This is a genomic window from Paenibacillus pectinilyticus, assembly GCF_001700435.1.
Lineage (GTDB): Bacteria > Bacillota > Bacilli > Paenibacillales > NBRC-103111 > Paenibacillus_E > Paenibacillus_E pectinilyticus.
Genome location: NZ_LYPC01000014.1, coordinates 1,202,323 through 1,220,823, shown reverse-complemented (window position 1 = coordinate 1,220,823; position 18,501 = coordinate 1,202,323). Strand labels below are relative to the sequence as shown.

General features: G+C 45.5%; 13 protein-coding genes. 1 reads left to right on the top strand and 12 read right to left on the bottom strand.

Translation table 11 applies throughout. The features are described from left to right. Positions 1-6: 6 nt before the first annotated feature. Together A8709_RS11925 and A8709_RS11920 are read right to left on the bottom strand one after the other, a co-directional pair. The gene (locus tag A8709_RS11925) at positions 7-1,662 is read right to left on the bottom strand and encodes a hydroxysqualene dehydroxylase (protein WP_065852555.1); all 1,656 of its coding nucleotides are present in this window, start codon (positions 1,660-1,662) and stop codon (positions 7-9) included. 160 nt (positions 1,663-1,822) lie between these two features. Continuing rightward, positions 1,823-3,967, bottom strand: coding sequence for a methyl-accepting chemotaxis protein (locus A8709_RS11920; protein ID WP_065852554.1), 2,145 nt, complete (start codon positions 3,965-3,967; stop codon positions 1,823-1,825). 235 nt (positions 3,968-4,202) lie between these two features. Between A8709_RS11920 and A8709_RS11915 the strand changes: the two genes are divergently transcribed. Beyond that, entirely contained in the window at positions 4,203-5,408 is a 1,206-nt protein-coding gene (locus A8709_RS11915; RefSeq protein ID WP_065852553.1) for a PASTA domain-containing protein, read from the top strand. Between the two features lie 998 nt (positions 5,409-6,406). Here A8709_RS11915 and cysI read toward each other — a convergent pair. The 10 genes from cysI to A8709_RS11875 form a co-directional block, all read right to left on the bottom strand. Continuing rightward, complete coding sequence (gene cysI / locus A8709_RS11910; RefSeq protein ID WP_065852552.1) at positions 6,407-8,128, bottom strand: assimilatory sulfite reductase (NADPH) hemoprotein subunit; 1,722 nt, start codon at positions 8,126-8,128, stop codon at positions 6,407-6,409. 38 nt (positions 8,129-8,166) lie between these two features. Further along, positions 8,167-9,993, bottom strand: coding sequence for an assimilatory sulfite reductase (NADPH) flavoprotein subunit (locus A8709_RS11905; RefSeq protein WP_065852668.1), 1,827 nt, complete (start codon positions 9,991-9,993; stop codon positions 8,167-8,169). Between the two features lie 262 nt (positions 9,994-10,255). Then, positions 10,256-11,098: a carbohydrate ABC transporter permease gene (locus A8709_RS11900; protein ID WP_065852551.1), complete on the bottom strand. Its 843-nt coding sequence runs from the start codon at positions 11,096-11,098 to the stop codon at positions 10,256-10,258. 94 nt (positions 11,099-11,192) lie between these two features. After that, positions 11,193-12,071, bottom strand: coding sequence for a carbohydrate ABC transporter permease (locus tag A8709_RS11895; protein ID WP_065852550.1), 879 nt, complete (start codon positions 12,069-12,071; stop codon positions 11,193-11,195). Between the two features lie 83 nt (positions 12,072-12,154). Further along, positions 12,155-13,492 (bottom strand): ABC transporter substrate-binding protein, encoded by a 1,338-nt coding sequence (locus A8709_RS11890; RefSeq protein WP_065852549.1) that lies wholly within the window; start codon positions 13,490-13,492, stop codon positions 12,155-12,157. A gap of 126 nt (positions 13,493-13,618) precedes the next feature. Continuing rightward, positions 13,619-15,208 (bottom strand): response regulator, encoded by a 1,590-nt coding sequence (locus tag A8709_RS11885; RefSeq protein WP_065852548.1) that lies wholly within the window; start codon positions 15,206-15,208, stop codon positions 13,619-13,621. 3 nt (positions 15,209-15,211) lie between these two features. Beyond that, the gene (locus A8709_RS11880) at positions 15,212-17,011 is read right to left on the bottom strand and encodes a sensor histidine kinase (protein WP_065852547.1); all 1,800 of its coding nucleotides are present in this window, start codon (positions 17,009-17,011) and stop codon (positions 15,212-15,214) included. A 117-nt stretch (positions 17,012-17,128) separates the two neighbouring features. After that, the gene (gene sda / locus A8709_RS35660; protein ID WP_084224848.1) at positions 17,129-17,299 is read right to left on the bottom strand and encodes a sporulation histidine kinase inhibitor Sda; all 171 of its coding nucleotides are present in this window, start codon (positions 17,297-17,299) and stop codon (positions 17,129-17,131) included. Continuing rightward, entirely contained in the window at positions 17,292-17,459 is a 168-nt protein-coding gene (locus A8709_RS34500; protein WP_167357061.1) for a hypothetical protein, read from the bottom strand. The genes sda and A8709_RS34500 overlap by 8 nt, the downstream gene beginning before the upstream one ends. Before the next feature lie 721 nt (positions 17,460-18,180). Further along, positions 18,181-18,450 (bottom strand): late competence development ComFB family protein, encoded by a 270-nt coding sequence (locus tag A8709_RS11875; protein ID WP_065852546.1) that lies wholly within the window; start codon positions 18,448-18,450, stop codon positions 18,181-18,183. Positions 18,451-18,501 lie beyond the last annotated feature (51 nt).

Sequence of the window (18,501 nt, the reverse complement as noted above, 5' to 3'; positions counted from 1 at the left end):
TGCTAGTTACAGGAACTTTGACATCTTTCCATCCCATGGAAGTCCCTTCTCGAATTGGTGCTTATCGTGGATATGATAGAATTTCAGTAAATCAACATGCGCGACTTCAAATGTGTACATCTCCCAAATTTTGCAAGGCTTTTCCTTTGAACCATCTCGTTGCAAAATAGCATTTACAGCCCGACGCGCCGCCTCATTGGCACCTTCCATCGTTGCGAGATTCGTATTGGTACGAACGTAATCAGAAGCAAGGAATAAATTCGGAATCCCTGTAAATGCTTCTGGTCGATCGTCCCACGTTCCAACACGATTAATGAGCAGCGGCTCCATATTCGTGCAGGCTCCATCTGGATTACTGAACTGAATATCTGTATCCAGGAACCACGAATGTAAGACTGAGTCCTCCAGAATAACGGCACCATCTACGTTGAGACTTAGCTTCATTTGCGCCCAAACCTCAGCCTTAATCTCTTCTGCCGTACAATGTGTTGCTGTTTTGCCGAATAGAATGCCCGGCGTGTCCCAATCTGAAATATCAACAGACAGAATGCCTTTGACCGTTCCATCACCATATTCACTTAAATTCACGTCTGGCCAGAATTGCTTCTGTGAAACCGAAGTGAGTGACCATGGTGCATCTAAATAAATCACATGTCCATGCGTAATCTTTACATCTTCCTTCAAGTAATACTGAATGCCATTCATCCAAGCGACGGAGTCAACAAGCTTCTGTATACCATGTAGCGATGGGTCCGCTTCGAGCATAGAATCCGTAATCATTTTACCCATAACCTCTACAGGGAAAGCAGCGATGAAATGGTCCGCTTCGATATCGAATGTTTCACCATGCTCTGTAATGGTTGCACTCCGAATAATCCCATCCACACAGTTAATGCTCTCGACTTTAGCAGCTAGATGATAGTCAACACCTTGATCTTGTAGGAATGACAGCCAAGGGTAAATCCATTTATCATTGGTCGGGCCGTTCAACAGCCGCACGAAGCTTGTGCCTGGTGTTGTAATGTCCAGCGTCATCTGAACAGCTACAGGTCCTACTGTTTGTGTATTGGCAATCTTGGACTGGCATGCGACTAATGTTTTGGTAAAGCCAGCAAAAATTTTCTGAAAAGCAGGCGATTGCTGCTCAGCTTGGATAAACTCCCACCAATCGATTAAGTTGTATTCCTCACGGATACGTTCCTCGCAGCTGGTCATAACCTGCCATAACTTGCGGCCATATTGCTCCATATCATCCATCGTAAGACCCAATCCATTATCGAAAAGATCTTTGATCAGTACCAAAAAATTGTCTAGGCTAAATTCTATTTTGGCCAACAATGGCAACAATGGCGCTGTATATGTGGCGATATCTAAGCGTGTTACTTCTGTTAAATTATCGTAAACGGTGCCATTTTCGTAAGGAATATGCTTTAAGGTATCTATCACATGGCGATAGAAACGCGGAAATAGTCGAAAGCCGTGTTCACCCGGCAAGTCTCTTCTCCCACCGATACCACTGCCCACAACCGGCATACTCCTTGCCTTTCCGCCTGGAATCGTCTTAAACTCGTAAACGGATACCTCATACCCACGTACAACAAGCTCATGCGCAGCGCTTAATCCAGCAACTCCGCCACCTAAAATAGCGACTTTTTTCAACATGTTTCCCCCTCATAATGGTGTTTTTTGTAAGTTTATCTGATTTCTATATAATATCATTTAGGCCTTATGAAGCATAGAAGTATCCTAGCAAACTATGAAAAAAAATACCTTTCCATAAGCTGAGTCTATCAGCATAGAAAGGTAGATACCTTGTCCTATTTTAGTCAAGCTGAAAATGGGTTAGCGAATGGAGTAATTCTTCTGAAATGTGGTTCAGTGTTGTCGACGAAGACTCCACTTCCATCGTGGAAGCAGCCTGCTTCTGTAATGATGACGTTACATCTTGCGTGTACGAGGTTGCTTTGCGTGAAATCTGCACACTGTCCTCCATGGACGCCGATACCTCCTGCGTACTTGCAGAAATTTGCTCCGAGGCAGCGGATACCTCTTGGATCTGTTCGGCAACCTGGTCCACCGCGTTCAAAATAGATTCAAAGACGACGCCTACTTTGGCTATCAGCAAGCTCCCTTTCTCTACTTCGTTAATTTCCATCTGCGCCTTCTCTACAACTGACTTAGAGCTGCTTTTCACCATTGCAATCAGCTGCACAATTTGCTTGGCTGACTCACTGGATTGATCGGCCAGCTTCCTTACTTCTGTTGCTACCACCTGAAAGCCTCGCCCATATTCCCCCGCTCTAGCGGCTTCAATCGAAGCGTTCAGTGCAAGCAGCCGCGTTTGCTCCGAAATATCCGTAATCACATCCAGCATGCGATCAATCTTCGTGGATAAATCGACAAGTTCGGAAATCGTTGATGCGGTTTCCATTACTTTGTGTTTGATCAACGACATTTGTCCAACCGCCAAACTCATATCTTCGAAGCCTTGTCTGGCCTCAACTGCGGCTTCATTCGCCGCTTCAGCAACGGTCGATGATGTTTCAGCAATGCGCTGCACCCCCGCTGCCACTTCATTCATCGCAGATGACGTCTCTTCGGAGCCCTTCATCAATACTTGCGAACCTTGTGCCATGTCTGTCATAATCCGCTGAATCGTTTTCGAATCCGCCGATGTTTCCTTGACGCTGGTTTGAAGCTGCACCGAAGATTCAAATGCCCTCTGCACAACGAGCCTACTTTGACGAATGACTTGCGTGAAGCTATCTGCAATGTGATTAAAAGCATTTACAACGCTGCTAAACTCATCTTTGGAGTCGGATTGGACCCTTACGGTCATATCCCCTTGTACAAGGCGCTGCGAAGCTCGTGCGAGGTCCTCGATACCTTTTTTCATCGCCACATAAAAAGCCATAAACAAGTACGCCGCAAACAGCAGTACAGCCAGCACGACAAGCGCATCTAGCGTCAGACTCCTTGTATAATCATCCACACGCGTCTGCAACTGATCCGTTAGCAGATTTAACTGACTATGATATAAGTCAAGCGCAGATGCTTTGGCAGATCGAACTGTTGCAGCAAATTCATCCGGTGTAATTTGAATAACACCCGTGTTGACTAGCTTCTCGTTTAAAGTACTGATCACAGCCAATGTTGTCTTATGGTTTTTCACTTGAAGCTCCAGAAGGGTAGCGGCCAGATCTGGATTTTGCTCTTTGAACTGATCCTCCGACGTTTGAATGTCAGCTAACATCGACTGCGCTTCACCGCTTAAATGAATGATTTCTTCTTGTTCTTCCGGGTTTTTGATCTGACGACGAACCGCAACTTCAATGCCGCTTCGCTCAATTTTCTCAAGATTATTCCAAAATGACGGAAAAAGATGTACAGTAAAGTCTATGAGGGAACTACTGCCTTCTTCAGGATCCAGATTAAGTTTTGCACCTTTCTCTACTGCGTGAATGAGCTGGATCACATTTTGTTCCATTTGCTCATGCTGCAGTTCATAGTACTTCTGACTTAGACCTTCTCCATTCGATGAAATGGATTGCCATTGTTCTTGGATACTCGCTACAAGCTTGGCTTGCAGCAAAGGAGATTTGGTCTTTTCAACTTCCGCTTTCATCCAAACCATGCGTTCATCAATTTGTGAATGAATGTGCTTGGAATCCATACCGTTTGGCACTTGAGCACCATCTGCTGACGGAAGGCTTTGTCCGAATTGATCCAAATTAACTAGCAGCTCACCCAACTCTCTCTGTACTGAAATCCCATCCATCTCTAACTTAGCCGCACGCATACTTTGCGTCGTCCCTGCTAGCAATTGCTCCGCTAACAACATAATGGGAATAACGAACACACAACCTATCATCATAAATTTTTGCGGGTACCTAAGCTTATTCAGTACATAGATAGCAGGTTTAAAAAGAGTTGATACACTAGGTTTATTGAGACTGCTCGCTTTCATCCTGGCCCACTCCTTTATTCGCGTAAGCTTTCCTAACACGAAACACGATATGGACCCATCTTACAACGAATTTTAACAAAATACAGGCAATTCGAACTATTTTGATAAAATTCCACAAAATTTTCGCGCATTTATGTTATTTTTCATAAGATCTGCTCCTAAATTCCTATCTGCCTTCGAATCCTTTATAATAAGGTCAATACTAATCATAGCTGCCAGAGAGGATGGTTAATCCATGCCCGATCGAATAGGTACACGATACGTGCCAAGTACACAAATCGTCTCTTTCCCTCATGGAACTCTCCATTATGGTGATGATGTCTTTCTAACACGCAAAGTACTCCTGTATCGTAAAACGGTACTTCACAAACAACGCGGTGTCGATTACATAAGTGCTCTTCAGGATAAAGCGGCATTTATCCATGACGGATTTCATCATATGTTAGATACGTCCATTACGGACGAAGCCGTTACGATTATTTTGCAAGCCAAGCCAGGCTCACTGTTCGCCAATCCTATTCATAAACGCAAATGGTCCTACGCTGACGTGGTCACGATGATTAGCGACTTAGGCGTTTCCCTGCTGGATGCCATGGAGGAACGGATTACAGGCTTCTCCGTACGACCAGACAACTTATGGTTGTCCGATCATAACAAACTTTCGGTTATCAACTATTGGGAGGAAGATGATCCTCAGGAGCAAGGCGCTGTCGGCCTATGCCGATTGATGATTCAGCTGCTCACGGGAGGCGAAACCGTTTCTGACACCTTCGAGGTCATGCATACGACATTAGAGCGCGCCAACGTTCCAAGCGCGACCATGGAGCAAAAATTAGCTTTAATACGGCTTATTAAATTTATTTGTCATGGGCAGTCATCGCTTTCTTCGCTCGTTTTTGGGTTGCGGAGTTTACCGCCTTCCGCTCCTCGTACAGATCCACCTGCTGAGGAACCGGTTCCCAGCTTGGAAAAGGCGCCCGCTCCACAAGCCGAACCACATCGTGTGTACGATGACACTGAAATCCAAGCGCGTAACCCTCGCTCGGCTAAACTGATTGCGCTAGGCGCCGTGACGGCGCTAGTCGCAGGCGTTATCGTCGTTTGGGCCGTCTGGCCGGAGACGAAGATTGTTGAGACCGTTGTTGTCGTGACACCTTCACCAGCGCCAACCGTTGTTTCAACAGCTAGTCCCAGCAGCACAGCGAGTACCGTCTTGACGGGTACGAATCCTGGGACTGAGAAAACCGTTGTGCCTAATTTGGTAGGCCAAACGCAAGAGGATGCGGAGCAGCTGGCACTGGCCGCGGGGCTCCATTACAACTTCGTGATCGAAGTCAGCACGCTTGACAAAGGCATCGTAACGAAGCAAGACCCCAAGGCTGGTACGAACGGCCTGCAGGGTGATAATGTGACTTTTTGGGTGAGTAAGGGTGCGCAGTAGGCGGGGACATCTCCAAATAGTGACCCTTTCAAACTCTCCACCCTGCGTAATGTGAGTTAACTGTAGAACCTACAGTTAATTCAAAACAATTCAGTCGAATAAGTCATTTAGATGGAAAAACTCCAGCTATTTTTCAGGTTTCTGCTCATTTCGCATGCAAACCTCGATAATAGCTGGAGTTTTTCCAGTTATTTGATTGGGAATCGGGAAATCGAAGGAAATAGATGGATGTTTTCCATTTATTTGATTTAGTTTCGCGATTCTGAATCGCGTTTGATCCCGCTCACAGAGTGGCATGTTGATTCCGCTGCATTTCAGCGGCATGTGGGCCATGTCACTTGATGAGATAGTCGGCATTTCCGACTATCTGACGGCTTCGAGCCTCATTTCTCGTTGAGTTAATAGTCTTTTCCGACTAGCTCACGGCATCGGGCCACGCTTCTTGTTGAGATAATCGGATTTTCCGACTATCTCACAGCTTCGAGCCACTTCCCTCGTTGAGTTAATCGGCTTTTCCGACTATCTGACGGCTTCGGGCCACTTCCCTCGTTGAGTTAATCGGCTTTTCCATCCATCTCACGGCATCGGGCCACGCTTCTTGTTGAGATAGTCGGCCTTTCCGACTATCTGACGGCTTCGAGTCACTTCCCTCGTTGAGTTAATCGTCTTTTCCGACTAGCTCACGGCTTCGAGCCACTTCCCTCGTTGATTTAGTCGGATTTTCCGACTATCTCACGGCTACAGGTCTCGTTTCTCCTTGAGATAATCGGATTTTCCGTCCATCTCACGGCTTCGGGCCACTTTCATCGTTGATTTAATCGACTTTTCCAACTATCTCACGGCTTCAGGCCTCGTTTCTCGTTGATTTAATCGGATTTTCCGACTATCTACATCCCGAGTACCTCGTTCATCGATGTATACCGGTCGAGCCACAGCCTCTCTACAATAAAAACCCTGTAAGAACTCTCTTTCACGAGAGTCTTACAGGGTTTTCTTTGTTAAGCGTGGAAATCTTGACCGGAACGAACTTCTTTCACATAGCCTGCGCGAATGACGAAGTCACCGAAGTGCTCTTCCCCTTGACGCTCTTTGGCGTAGTGCGGGATGATCGTTTGCAAGGAATCCAAAATTTCGGATTCACCGATGTTTTCTTTGTACAACTTATTCAAACGGTTTCCTGCGAATCCACCGCCTAGATACATGTTGTACTTCCCTGCTGCTTTACCGATGAAAGCAAGCTCAGCCAGCATAGGTCGTGCGCAGCCATTCGGACAACCCGTCATACGGATTGTAATTTCTTGCTCACGAAGGCCAACACCTTCCAGAATCGCTTCGACTTTATCGATCAAAGACGGCAAGTAACGCTCGGATTCCGCCATGGCAAGTCCGCAAGTTGGGAACGCTACACACGCCATCGAACTTCTACGAAGGGCGGAATAGTGAAGACCATCCGTAATGCCGTGATCTTTGATCAGCTCTTCAATCTTCTTCTTTTTCTGCGCGCTAACGTTACCGATGATCAAGTTCTGGTTCGACGTTAGACGGAAATCACCTGTATGAATCTTGGCAATCTCACGAAGACCCGTCATCAAACGATAGTCGCCATCGTCTTTCACGCGGCCGTTTTGAATGAACAGGGTGAAATGCCATTTCCCGTTGCTTCCCTTCACCCAACCATAACGATCCCCGTTGGATTCGAAATGGAAGGAGCGAGCTGGCTCAAGGTTCCAACCAAGACGCGTTTGTAGTTCGTTGACGAACCACTCAATCCCGCGATCATCGATGGTATATTTGAAACGAGCATGTTTACGAACGGAACGATCGCCATAATCACGTTGAATCATGACGGTTTTCTCAGCAAGATCAACAGCTTGCTCTGGCTTAATGAAACCGATCACTTGAGCAACTTGCGGATACGTTTTGACATCGCCATGGGACATCCCCATACCGCCGCCGACGGATACGTTAAAGCCAACCAATTTGCCATTTTCAACGATTGCGATAAAACCAAGATCCTGTGAGTAGACGTCTACATCGTTGGATGGAGGTACCGCAATACCGATCTTGAACTTCCGCGGCAAGTAAACAGGTCCGTAGATTGGCTCTTGCTCTTCTGCGTCGCGGCTATCGATCACTTTCTCGCCATCCAGCCAAATTTCGTGATAAGCTCTCGTACGCGGATCCAAGTGGTTCGAAATGCGATTCGCCCATTCGTACACTTCACCATGAACTTCGGATTCGTATGGATTCGGGTTACACATCACGTTACGATTCACGTCACCACAAGCAGCTAGCGTGCTCAGCATGGATGCGTTAACCTCTTGAATCGTTTTCTTCATGTTCCATTTGATCACGCCATGCAATTGGAATGATTGACGTGTCGTCAAACGAATGGTTCCATTCGCATAGTTCTGTGCAACGCGGTCCATCATCAGCCACTGATTCGGCGTTACAATCCCACCCGCAGCACGTACGCGAAGCATGAACTGATAAGCTGGCTCTAACTTTTGTTTCGCACGCTCGTTTCGCAAGTCACGGTCATCCTGCATGTAGCTGCCATGAAACTTCATCAAACGGTTATCATCCTCAGGGATGGAACCCGTGATACGGTTTTCAAGCGTTTCTTCTAGGCTGCCGCGCAGATAATTACTGCGGATTTTGATTTGTTCAACATCACTATGTGGCGCACTATTCTTCGATAGTAAATTATTTTCTGACATCTTGAGCTTTCTCCTCTCGTGATCGCGGGGATCCCGGTTTAATAAACATCCCGTTGATAACGTTTTTGCTGTTGCATGTTAGCCAAATATTGCAAGGCCTCGTCATTGCTTAATCCGCCCTCTTGCTCAAGAATTGTGATCAGAGCGGCATTGACATCATGTGCCATCTTCTTCTCATCACCACAGATGTACACAACAGCGCCTTCTTGCAGCCATTGATACAACTCACGGCTCTTCTCTAACATGCGGTTCTGAACGTACACTTTCTGATCCGTATCCCGGGAGAAAGCCACATCCAATTGCGTAAGAACGCCATCTTTCAACCAACGCTGCCATTCAACTTGATATAAGAAGTCCGTGGAGAAATGTTGGTCGCCGTAGAACAACCAGGATTTCCCTTCTGCTCCCGTTTCTTCTCTCTCAGCAAGGAAAGAACGGAAAGGTGCCACCCCTGTTCCTGGCCCAATCATGATGATTGGCGTTTCAGGATTCGAAGGGAGCTTGAAGTTCGGATTGCTTTGAATGTACACAGGCAATGCTGTACCCGCTGGTGAGCGCTCTGCAAGGTGAACGGAGCATACTCCATAACGATTACGTCCATTGGCTTCGTAACGTACAGCACGAACCGTGATGTGCACTTCATCCGGTGAAGCCTTGGATGAGCTTGCGATCGAGTAAAGTCGAGCAGGCAATTTGCGAAGAACCGATACAAATTGACTTGCTGATACTCCCTCAAGGGAGAAATCTTGCACCAAATCCAGCAGATCGCGACCTGAGATGTATGATTTCAACTCAGCTTCATTACCTACAGCAACTAATTCTTGCAGTTTATCGTTGTTTGTAAGCTTCGCCACTTGCTCAAGCAAAGGTTTCGTTAGGACAGAAATTTCATAAAAACGAGTAAGTGCTTCTTGTAAAGAACGCTCTTCGCCATTTTTATTTACGGCAACAAGAGAAGCACCATTCCAACCCATCGCCCCAATGACTTCTTCAACAAGGCGCGGATGGTTCTCTGGGAATACACCCAAGCTATCCCCTGGTTCGTATTGCAAGTTCGAACCTTCCAAGGAAATTTCCACATGGCGCGTTTCACGATCGGAACCGCGACCATTCAAGTTCAAGTTCTCAAGCACTTCTGCTTGGAACGGGTTTGTTCTGGAGTACTCCGACTCGGAGGAAGCAGCACTTCCAACCGCAGTTGTTGCTCCGCCGACGAAAGCCGTAGCAGATGCTGCATTTAGAGCATTCAGAACACCAGAAACCCAAGCTGCGGCTAGCTCATCAAAGTCAACATCGCAATCGACACGGTCAGTTAATGATTTTGCGCCAAGCTCTTGCAAACGCTTGTCAAAATCTTTACCCGTTTGGCAGAAGAATTCATAAGACGTATCTCCCAAAGATAGAACGGAATAACGCAGTTCTTCCAATTGAGGGGCTCTTTTGCTATGAAGGAATTCGTAGAATGAGATCGCGTTATCAGGCGGATCGCCTTCTCCGTGTGTACTGACAATCAAGAGTAGGTTTTGTACCTTTTTCAGATTGTTCGGTTTGAAGTCACTCATGGAGGAGAGCGTTACTTGGAACGATTGCTCTTCCAGCCTTTTGGCAAGCTTTTTAGCTAAACCCTGGGAATTGCCTGTTTGTGATCCGAAAAGTACGGTAACATCTTTGGAGATGACCGGTTGACTGGTCAAAGCCGTTGGTACGGAAGCGATTGGCGCCGCCGCAGAACTGGACGTACCTTGTTGCGCTGTCAGATATCCACTTAACCAGATACGTTGGGTATCCGTTAATGATGGCAGAATACGATTAAGTAATTCAACTTGCTCTTGGTTAAAAGGACTGTTTAAGACTTGAAGTTCCAACAAAATCCACCTCATCAGCATGTATTGATAAGCTTTGCTATTTTTCGCACTTTTTTTACTCTCCATTGAAACCTATCATAGTGCGCACCTTAGGTCAATTAGATTCATCTTATGAGACTTATAAGGGATATTGATATATGGTGAAATGAGCACCTTTGAGCCCTTTTCCATGCAAAAAATGACCCTACTCGGGGTCATTTACACGATTTGGTCGTCTTTTATCACTTCATACGTTGTCCTATATCACTTCATTAGTCTTCCTTTATCCCTTTACAGCTGACCCAACGGTCATCGCCTTCTCGACTTGCTCACTAAAGAGAACATACACGAGAACCGTAGGCAAGCTGGCAATCGTCATTGCCGCCCCCATAGCGCCCCAGTTCGTTGTAAACTGGCCTTGGAAGAACAGCAATCCGAGCGGCAAGGTTTTCAGCGATTCTTTGGTAATTAAAATAAGTGCCATCGTAAACTCATTCCACGAGGATAAGAATACGAAGATGACCATCGTTGCCATTGCCGGCTTAATGATTGGTAAAATAATCGTATAGAATGTGCGATAAATGCTCGCGCCATCCATACAAGCCGACTCTTCGAGCTCGACTGGAATGCTACGAAAGAAGCCGTAGAACACCATACTAGAGAACGAAATATTGAAAGCAATATAAGGCACAATGAGTGCTCCGTACGTATTGGCTAGATGAAAATCACGAACAAGAATCGCGAGTGGAATCATGATCACTTGAACCGGAATGAACATCCCGATGACGACATAGATCCTTGCCATTTCCTTGAAGCGCCACTGCATACGAGCCACTGCGTAGGAAAACGTCACGGAAAGGACGATCGTCCCTACGACGGTACAGGCTGCAACTAGGAGACTGTTACTGAAGTATTGCGGTACATTAAATTTGGACCAAGCATCCACATAATTGCCGAAGCGGAAATGGGTTGGAATCCCGAAGGGGTTCGTAACGAAAATTTCATTATTATTTTTCAAGGAGTAGAAGATCATCCACAAGAGTGGATACACCGACAACCCCGCGTACACCCATAAAAGGATGCCAAGAATCGGATTTTTTTTACGCAATCTGAGCAGGCCGTTCATTTGTCATCCTCCTTCAAGTTTTCTTTAGAAAACTGGCTTCGTAAGCATTCACTATTAAAGTTTTCGTAAGAAAACTAGCTTCGTAAGCATTCACTTAAAAGGTAATTCGTTCACGTGCGATGAGTTTGTTAATGGCTAGCGTTACGATCAAACATTCAATAACGAGGAATGCAGCTGCCGCAGAGCCATAGCCGAATTCGCCGACACGGAAAGCCGAACGGTACATGAGATACGTCAAGGTGTACGTCGAGTTACCTGGACCGCCACCGGTCATGATGAACATGTTAGCAAAAGCGTTCAAGCCGCCTGTAATGGCGAGCACGAGGCAAAATTTGTACGTTTCAGCCAGCATCGGGATCGTAATCTTCATATGTGCTTTGAATTTCGAAGCGCCGTCGATGCGAGCAGCCTCTAAGTACTGTTCAGGTACAGACTTCACAGCCGCTAAAAGCAAGGCGAATTGGTAGCCCATATACTGCCAGGCGTTAACAAAAGCGATGGCAAAAATCGCTGTTTTGCTATTCGTTAACCAGTCCTGACGGTAGGAGATGCCCAACGCTTCAAACACCTTGTTGATTAAGCCGTACTCACTATTGTACATGGCCAGCCAGAGCTGACAGACGACAGTGATCGAAAGTACAACGGGAATGAAGTAGGAGATGCGAAGAATCTTACTCCCTTTGAAGCCCTCTGCTACCGCAAAGGCGAGCACCGTTCCGATCCCAATTTGCACAAAAGCTAAAATCGCTGCAAACACGAGTCCATTATAGAGTGACGTGTAAAAAATGCTGTCTTGGAACAATCGTGTGTAGTTGTCTAGAAAAATGAACGTTCCCGCACTCAATCCGTCCCAGTCGAAGGTACTGCGGTAAAACGTTTGTAAAATCGGGTAAAACACGATCACTGTATACAAAAGGAGTGCCGGCAGCGTAAACAACATAATCGCTGCTTTATTTCCCATGAATTTGCGCATGTCATCACTTCCTTCGTAGAGTAGAAAACTCACACTGGGTGTAAGGCGTTCCAGTGTGAGTCTCCCATGTCATAGAATCCTATTTATTTCGCTGTTACTGCTGCTTTATCCAAATCTTTCACGAATTGATCAGATGTGTAGTTACCTGTCATTAGGTTTTGTATTGCATCTTCCAGTGCTGCTTTGAACTTCGGATTGGACAAGCCCCATGAGAAAGCGGTTGTGCTTGTGATTTTCGGAATATCTTTGGACAGCTGATCCATCATTGGAGGGAACTGTTTCACGATCGGTTTATCCACTTTCGTTGCAACAATCGGGTTGCTGCGGTTTGTGTATTTGTACTCGGCATATTTCAAGGAGATGAAGGAAGCTACTTTTGCAGCTAGTTCTTTATCTTTCGTGTTAGCGGATACAGCGTATCCACCAGGACCACCGCTGCCGCTGAACGCTGTCTTACCTTTTTCATAAGCTGCCGCATCTGCTGCTGGCAAGTACATGTAGCCTGCTTTGTCGCCAAGTGCTGCTGTTGCAGCTTCGATTTCCCATTGACCGTTAATGAACATCGCTGCTTTACCTTCGTGGTAGAGCGCCGCGGCTTGGTCATAGTTCAAGTTCGTTGCACCTTTCGGCAGCATGCCCGCTTTAACTAGCTGAATGATATTATCAGCTGCTGTTTTGTAAGCAGGATCTCCTGCTTTCGCTGTGCCTTTGTCCAACTTATTAATACCGCCTGGTTCAGCACGTGTTACGAACATATCGTATAACGCTACGCAAGGCCATTTCTCTTTGGCGAAAATGGAAAGTGGCGTAATCCCCTTTGCATTGAATGCTTTAACTGCCGTCATCATTTCATCATAGGTGGTAGGCACTTTCACGCCATTTTGTTGGAACAAATCTTTGTTGTAGTACAACAAGGCAACTTCATTCCCAGCATAAGGGAACGCATATGTGTGACCATCATCCGTTACTAGTGTGTTCATGGCACTTGGTTGCATTTTGTCTTTGAAACCGAATTTGGTCACATAGTCATCCAACACCAGAATGTTATTGGACTTCTTGAACGTATCGATAATGTCGAGACCTGCTTGGAAAATATCTGGAAGATTACCAGTCGCCGCATACGTTTTCAATTTTTGTCCGTCATCTTGCGCTTGGATATCAAGTTCAAGCTCAACGTTAGGCATTTCCTTTTTCAATTCAGCGACCGCGTAGTCGTAAGGTGTTTTGGTGTCTTCATCCGCGTACTGCGCATAAATACGAAGCTTCACTGGTTTCGCATCTGCTTTTGCAGGCGCTGCTGTCGCTGCCGCCGTTGCAGCAGGTGTTGCTGAGCTTGTTTCTTTCGGTGTGCTTGTGGATCCGCAAGCTGCTAGGGTTGTTGCCGTAAGCAAGCTTACGAGAGTTACTGCCATCTTTTTCATGTAATGACCTCCCAGAAATTCTTGTGCGTTCGCCTCTTTACAACCTCAGTATAGAAGGAAAAACCCCCAGTGATAATGGAATAACTGAGGGCTTCTTGTAAAATCCGCACTATTTACGAAGATTCGTTATAAGCGGTTATTCTCATATTCACTGGGGGAATAGCCGAAGAATTTCTTGAAACTTTTGCTAAAATAACTAGGATCACTGACCCCAATTTGCTCTGCAATGTCGGCCAGGCGAATGTTTCCTTTGCCCAGTAATTCCCTTGCTCTATGCATGCGAACATGTGTCACATAGTCCGTGACCGTCATGCCAATTTCCTTCTTAAAGACGGCTCGCAGATAGCTCGGATTAATAAAAACCTGCTGGGCAATTTGATCGAGCTGCAGCTCGGAATCCATGTAATGGCCCTCGATATAGTCCTTGGCGGATTGAGCAATTTTGGAAGAACGCGTTTTTTTGTGTTTCGACGTGTATTGGATGGCTTTCGTGAACAGCTCTTTGATCCAAGCCGATGTACTATCGATGGAACCCAGCCTTTTAATCTCACTATAGGGATAGAAGTTTTCGCCAAAGCAGTCTTCAATGGGATGCCCCATTTCCGTAATATAGGACAAGCACACTGAAATCAGCCCCATGGAGATCACATAGGTATACTCGATAGACAATCGTTGTTCCCGAATAGATTGGAAAACTTCCTCTAGTTTCTCTTCTACCTTCCCCTCGTTGTGCATCCGCAAGCAAACCAACAATTCCTCGTTAACTTCCGTTGGATAGAGCGCTTGCTTCCCAGAATCCAGCACACTCGAACCGTAAGCAATCACACGGTCGTTACCTAGCACGAATTTATTTTGCAGCGCCTCAAGCGCCTCTAAATAAGAGATTCGAATCCCGGTATAACCGGACTGGCTGCGGCCGACACCGATGGTTATTGTGAACTTTAAATATTTTTTTATCAGGAAAATCAGCTTTTCATACCCCTCTAAGGCTGGGACCTCCAGCTCCTTGCCGCCCTGATGCTCGACCAAGCAAATGATTCGCCCCTCGGGTCCATTGAAAATAAGATGATGCCCTGTTTCCTCTAAGGCTTCGTTCAGAATGTTGGTAACCGCATATTTCCACAGTAAGCGCTCACTTACTTGATTCCATTTGACATCCATGTGGTCAATTTCGATGCAAGCGACGACGAAGAGCGAAGAGGCGAATGACTCCCCTAACTGCTGCAATTTCAGACGTGTTTCCTCTGGAGATTGATGATAATCACTGCTCAGTAAATGGTTCAAATAACTTTCCTTCATCAACTGCTGATTTTCTTTCAGGGTGGATCTTTCTTCCCGCGCTTTTTCGTGCTCTTTTTGAAGCTTAAGCAGCGTTAGAACGAGCTCATCCTTGGAGAAAGGCTTCAATATGTAATCCTCTACCCCTAGCTTGAGCGCCTTACGGGCATAATCAAACTCATTGTGTCCAGTGATAAGGACAACACTCGTCGCCGGATAATGTTCCTTCAAATGCTCTGTTAAGCTCAAACCGTCCATGAATGGCATCGTAATATCCACCAGCGCAATATCTGGGCGATGCACTTCAACCTGCTCCAGGGCTTCGATCCCGTTCTTCGCTTCCGCACAAAGTTCAAAGCCGTAGGCTTCCCAATCCAATGCCGTCCGTAAATATTCACGGAAAATCGATTCATCATCTACGATCAATATTTTTTGCATGTTTTATCCTTCCTCACTTTGAAAAGGCAGCCATAAAGTAACTTCCGTGCCTTGCCCCTGCTCACTTTTAATTTGCAAACCGTAATCCTCGCCATAGTACAGCTGGATACGATCATTGACATTCCTGAATCCATAGCCAACAGCTTCTTGTGGCGATGAGGTTTTCTTCACAATCGCTTTCAAGCGATCTGGGTCCATCCCAACCCCGTCATCTCTGACGACCATTTTAATTTTACGATCCACAATTTCACCTTGTACGGTCAACAGTCCCAGACTTCCTTTGGTCTTGAGGCCATGATAGATGGCGTTTTCAATAAGTGGTTGAATCGTCAGCTTAGGAATTTGACCACTTAGTACGTCATTTTGAATATCCAATTCAAACGTAAATACATCCGAATAGCGAATACGTTGTATGGATAGATAATCTTTCACATTCCGAATTTCTTCTTCAATCGTAATCGTTTCACGACCTTGGCTGAGTGCCGCCCGATAGAAATCGGCCAAAGCCTTCGTTGTCCGCTGCACATCACGGGTTCGTCCCATCTCGGACAATGTATAGATCACATCCAGCGTGTTATACAGGAAATGCGGCTTAATTTGTGCCTGGATGAGTGCGAGTTCGTATTCCCGCTTCTTCTTCTGCTCCCAATTAATGTTCGAGAGCAGCTCTTGAATCCGCCGAATCATCGAATTAAACCCCGTCGCCAGCATCCCGATCTCGTCCTCCGAATTTACTTGAAATTCGATGTCTAGGGATCCTTCTTTGACTTTTTTCATATATTTCGTAAGTCCCATAATTGGCTTGGCGATAAGCTGTGAAAGCATACCCGCTCCAAGCAATGCGAAAATTAAACAAACAATCCCGAGCATAACGATGAGCAAAGTAATTTTACGCGTATCAGCGGTTAAGGATTGGAGAGGTGCCATCGAAATCAGCTTCCAGTTGAAGCTGGGCACTTCCGAACTTACGACAAGCGTTTTCTCGTACTCAAAAGAAGTAGGCCCAACAATATGTTTATTAGAGGTGATCCAACGCTTCATGTCCGGATTCGCCACCTCTTGTAATACATCTTCTGCATGCTGAGAAGAGATCACAACTGCTTCATCATCGACAATGAAGTAGCTCCCGTCTTGAAGTGAGCCGATCTTTTGATAAATTGCGGTTAACGCGCTCTCTTTTATGTTCACGACGAGTAAACCAAGCTTTTGTCCGGTGTAAATGTTAACGATCCGTTTACCCAAGGTCATGATTGTCTCATCTGAACCATTGGTCAAATAATCCCTGCGTTGCATGGGGAACCATATATTATTTCCACTGGACGCGTCTATTTGTTTTAACATCGCACTGCTAGTAATGCCTTCTTTATTACGCTCTAGAGCCAGGTTCGAGCCGTAGATCCGATTATTATTATCGATGAATGCCGCAGATTGGACATCAGGAAATACGAGCAAAGCGAAGCTAAGCTGATTCGTTATCTGTGTATACATTTGTAAACTAGTTTCTGGAGCAGTTAAGGACTGTTGGTCTTCCACGATTACTTTATTGAGATTAATGGTCAACATATTGGCGCAGCTCTCTACATTCGTTAACATGCCCGTGATGCGGGTTATGATGAGGGAGGAATTATCCGACACATTTTTGATCGTTTTTTTGACGATGGCATTCGTGTACACTTGGTTGGAAACGAAGCCTAAGACGAACAATGGCACGAAGATGAGCGGTAAATAAATAAGAATGATTTTATAGCGGATGCGTTGATTACGAAACCAGTTCGCCGACTTCCACTTTTGAAGTATGGACATAACGGCCTCCTTTCTACGAAAAACAAAAAATCCCTTACTATTTAACGTCAGGGTTCCCTGTTCGTTACATTGTAAAGGATTCGTCTCTTTTTTGAAACATACTTACTGCATAGATCATTAGCTTGTACTTTCTAGACTGTTATCTTGGAAGAAGCTGATCTGTCTTGCTTGGATTTCTACTAGTAAAAACGTAAGAAACTCCTTGCTTAATTGCATCCGACTAGCATTTATATAAGCATCAACTAGAGAGTCATTGGATATGGACGTGAAATGTTCGCGATCATTCATTGTGCAACAACCAATTCGGGTTTTCTTCAAGCATCGACATCATTTTCTTCATCGATTGCTGAATTTGTTCATCGGAGGGTAAGCATATACTGCCATAAGACTGCTGTACAACATCTGTTAACACCGAATCAAACATGCCATTAAACTGCTCTGATTTCACACGAACCCCTCCTGATTTTCATTTATTTGGAAATTATACCTCTATTTTATCGTGAAGCGCATAAGAAAACAGCGCAATTATTTTTGCATGACATACATCGTTTTTTTCTATAATATGTAATTTTATTTGCATTCATGGAGTTTTGGAGCTAATAGCCAGGTAGAGTCCGTGCGCGAAAAAACACGTATTTTACGCAAACACGCGGATGATGGTTATTGTTGGGGGAGGATTGCCTGAAAGTTAGTCTGGCTTCGACATAAATTTGGCGTGGAGCAGGTATTCGCTGAGAAGAGATGCTGCATTACGGTTATTCTGTTGTATCTACAACAGAATGCTCGTAGGGTGATCAGAATGCCAATTCACTTCCTGTCGACCACATTGAGCCGCCTAGCTTGAACACTTGAACGTTACGGCCAGTCTATGTGCGCGCAAGTGTAATTTCACAAAATAAGCACTCACAGTTTGCTTACTCTTTCTGGAATTGCATTATCTCGCAAGTTAAGACCACCACGAGTGCTTATTTGCTGCATGCGGAGCCGTCTACGTTGCATTTTCGCAGGATAAGCCACGCCAGCTTGCTTATCCCACCTGCAACGCAATTTCCCGTGGTTTAAGACCACCGCGCATGCTTAAGATATGCCCAATGCCACTGCATGGCATCTACTGCCGCATACAACAAAAAACAGCAGCTTCTTAGGGAAGCTGCTGCCTGAACTTACATTTAGTCACGATGATGTTTGTGATGCTCAACGAAGCTCGCAGCTTCCATTAATTCGCGCATGACATCCGATTTCAGTTGCTGATTGGTGAATTCACCTTTGACATAAAGCTGGCCCTTCTCACTAGAGGTATACCTGGAAGGAACCCGGTTCAGAACGATGGCCAAAATGTCTTCTTGGCATGTCAGACATTCGCATTTCAATTCATAGTTTTTCTTGAATTCTCCGAATAAATGAGTAACCACAGTTTCCATTGCGTTGATGACAGCCATCTATAACTCTCCCTCTACTAACTTCATTAGGTCTATTATACCTGATAAACC

What these genes read in the sequence shown, in the direction of transcription:
- A8709_RS11925 (WP_065852555.1), bottom strand. Translation starts at nt 1,662, where the DNA reads ATGTTGAAAAAAGTCGCTATTTTAGGTGGCGGAGTTGCTGGATTAAGC.
- A8709_RS11920 (WP_065852554.1), bottom strand. Translation starts at nt 3,967, where the DNA reads ATGAAAGCGAGCAGTCTCAATAAACCTAGTGTATCAACTCTTTTTAAA.
- A8709_RS11915 (WP_065852553.1), top strand. Translation starts at nt 4,203, where the DNA reads ATGCCCGATCGAATAGGTACACGATACGTGCCAAGTACACAAATCGTC.
- cysI (WP_065852552.1), bottom strand. Translation starts at nt 8,128, where the DNA reads ATGTCAGAAAATAATTTACTATCGAAGAATAGTGCGCCACATAGTGAT.
- A8709_RS11900 (WP_065852551.1), bottom strand. Translation starts at nt 11,098, where the DNA reads ATGAACGGCCTGCTCAGATTGCGTAAAAAAAATCCGATTCTTGGCATC.
- A8709_RS11895 (WP_065852550.1), bottom strand. Translation starts at nt 12,071, where the DNA reads ATGCGCAAATTCATGGGAAATAAAGCAGCGATTATGTTGTTTACGCTG.
- A8709_RS11890 (WP_065852549.1), bottom strand. Translation starts at nt 13,492, where the DNA reads ATGAAAAAGATGGCAGTAACTCTCGTAAGCTTGCTTACGGCAACAACC.
- A8709_RS11885 (WP_065852548.1), bottom strand. Translation starts at nt 15,208, where the DNA reads ATGCAAAAAATATTGATCGTAGATGATGAATCGATTTTCCGTGAATAT.
- A8709_RS11880 (WP_065852547.1), bottom strand. Translation starts at nt 17,011, where the DNA reads ATGTCCATACTTCAAAAGTGGAAGTCGGCGAACTGGTTTCGTAATCAA.
- sda (WP_084224848.1), bottom strand. Translation starts at nt 17,299, where the DNA reads ATGAATGATCGCGAACATTTCACGTCCATATCCAATGACTCTCTAGTT.
- A8709_RS11875 (WP_065852546.1), bottom strand. Translation starts at nt 18,450, where the DNA reads ATGGCTGTCATCAACGCAATGGAAACTGTGGTTACTCATTTATTCGGA.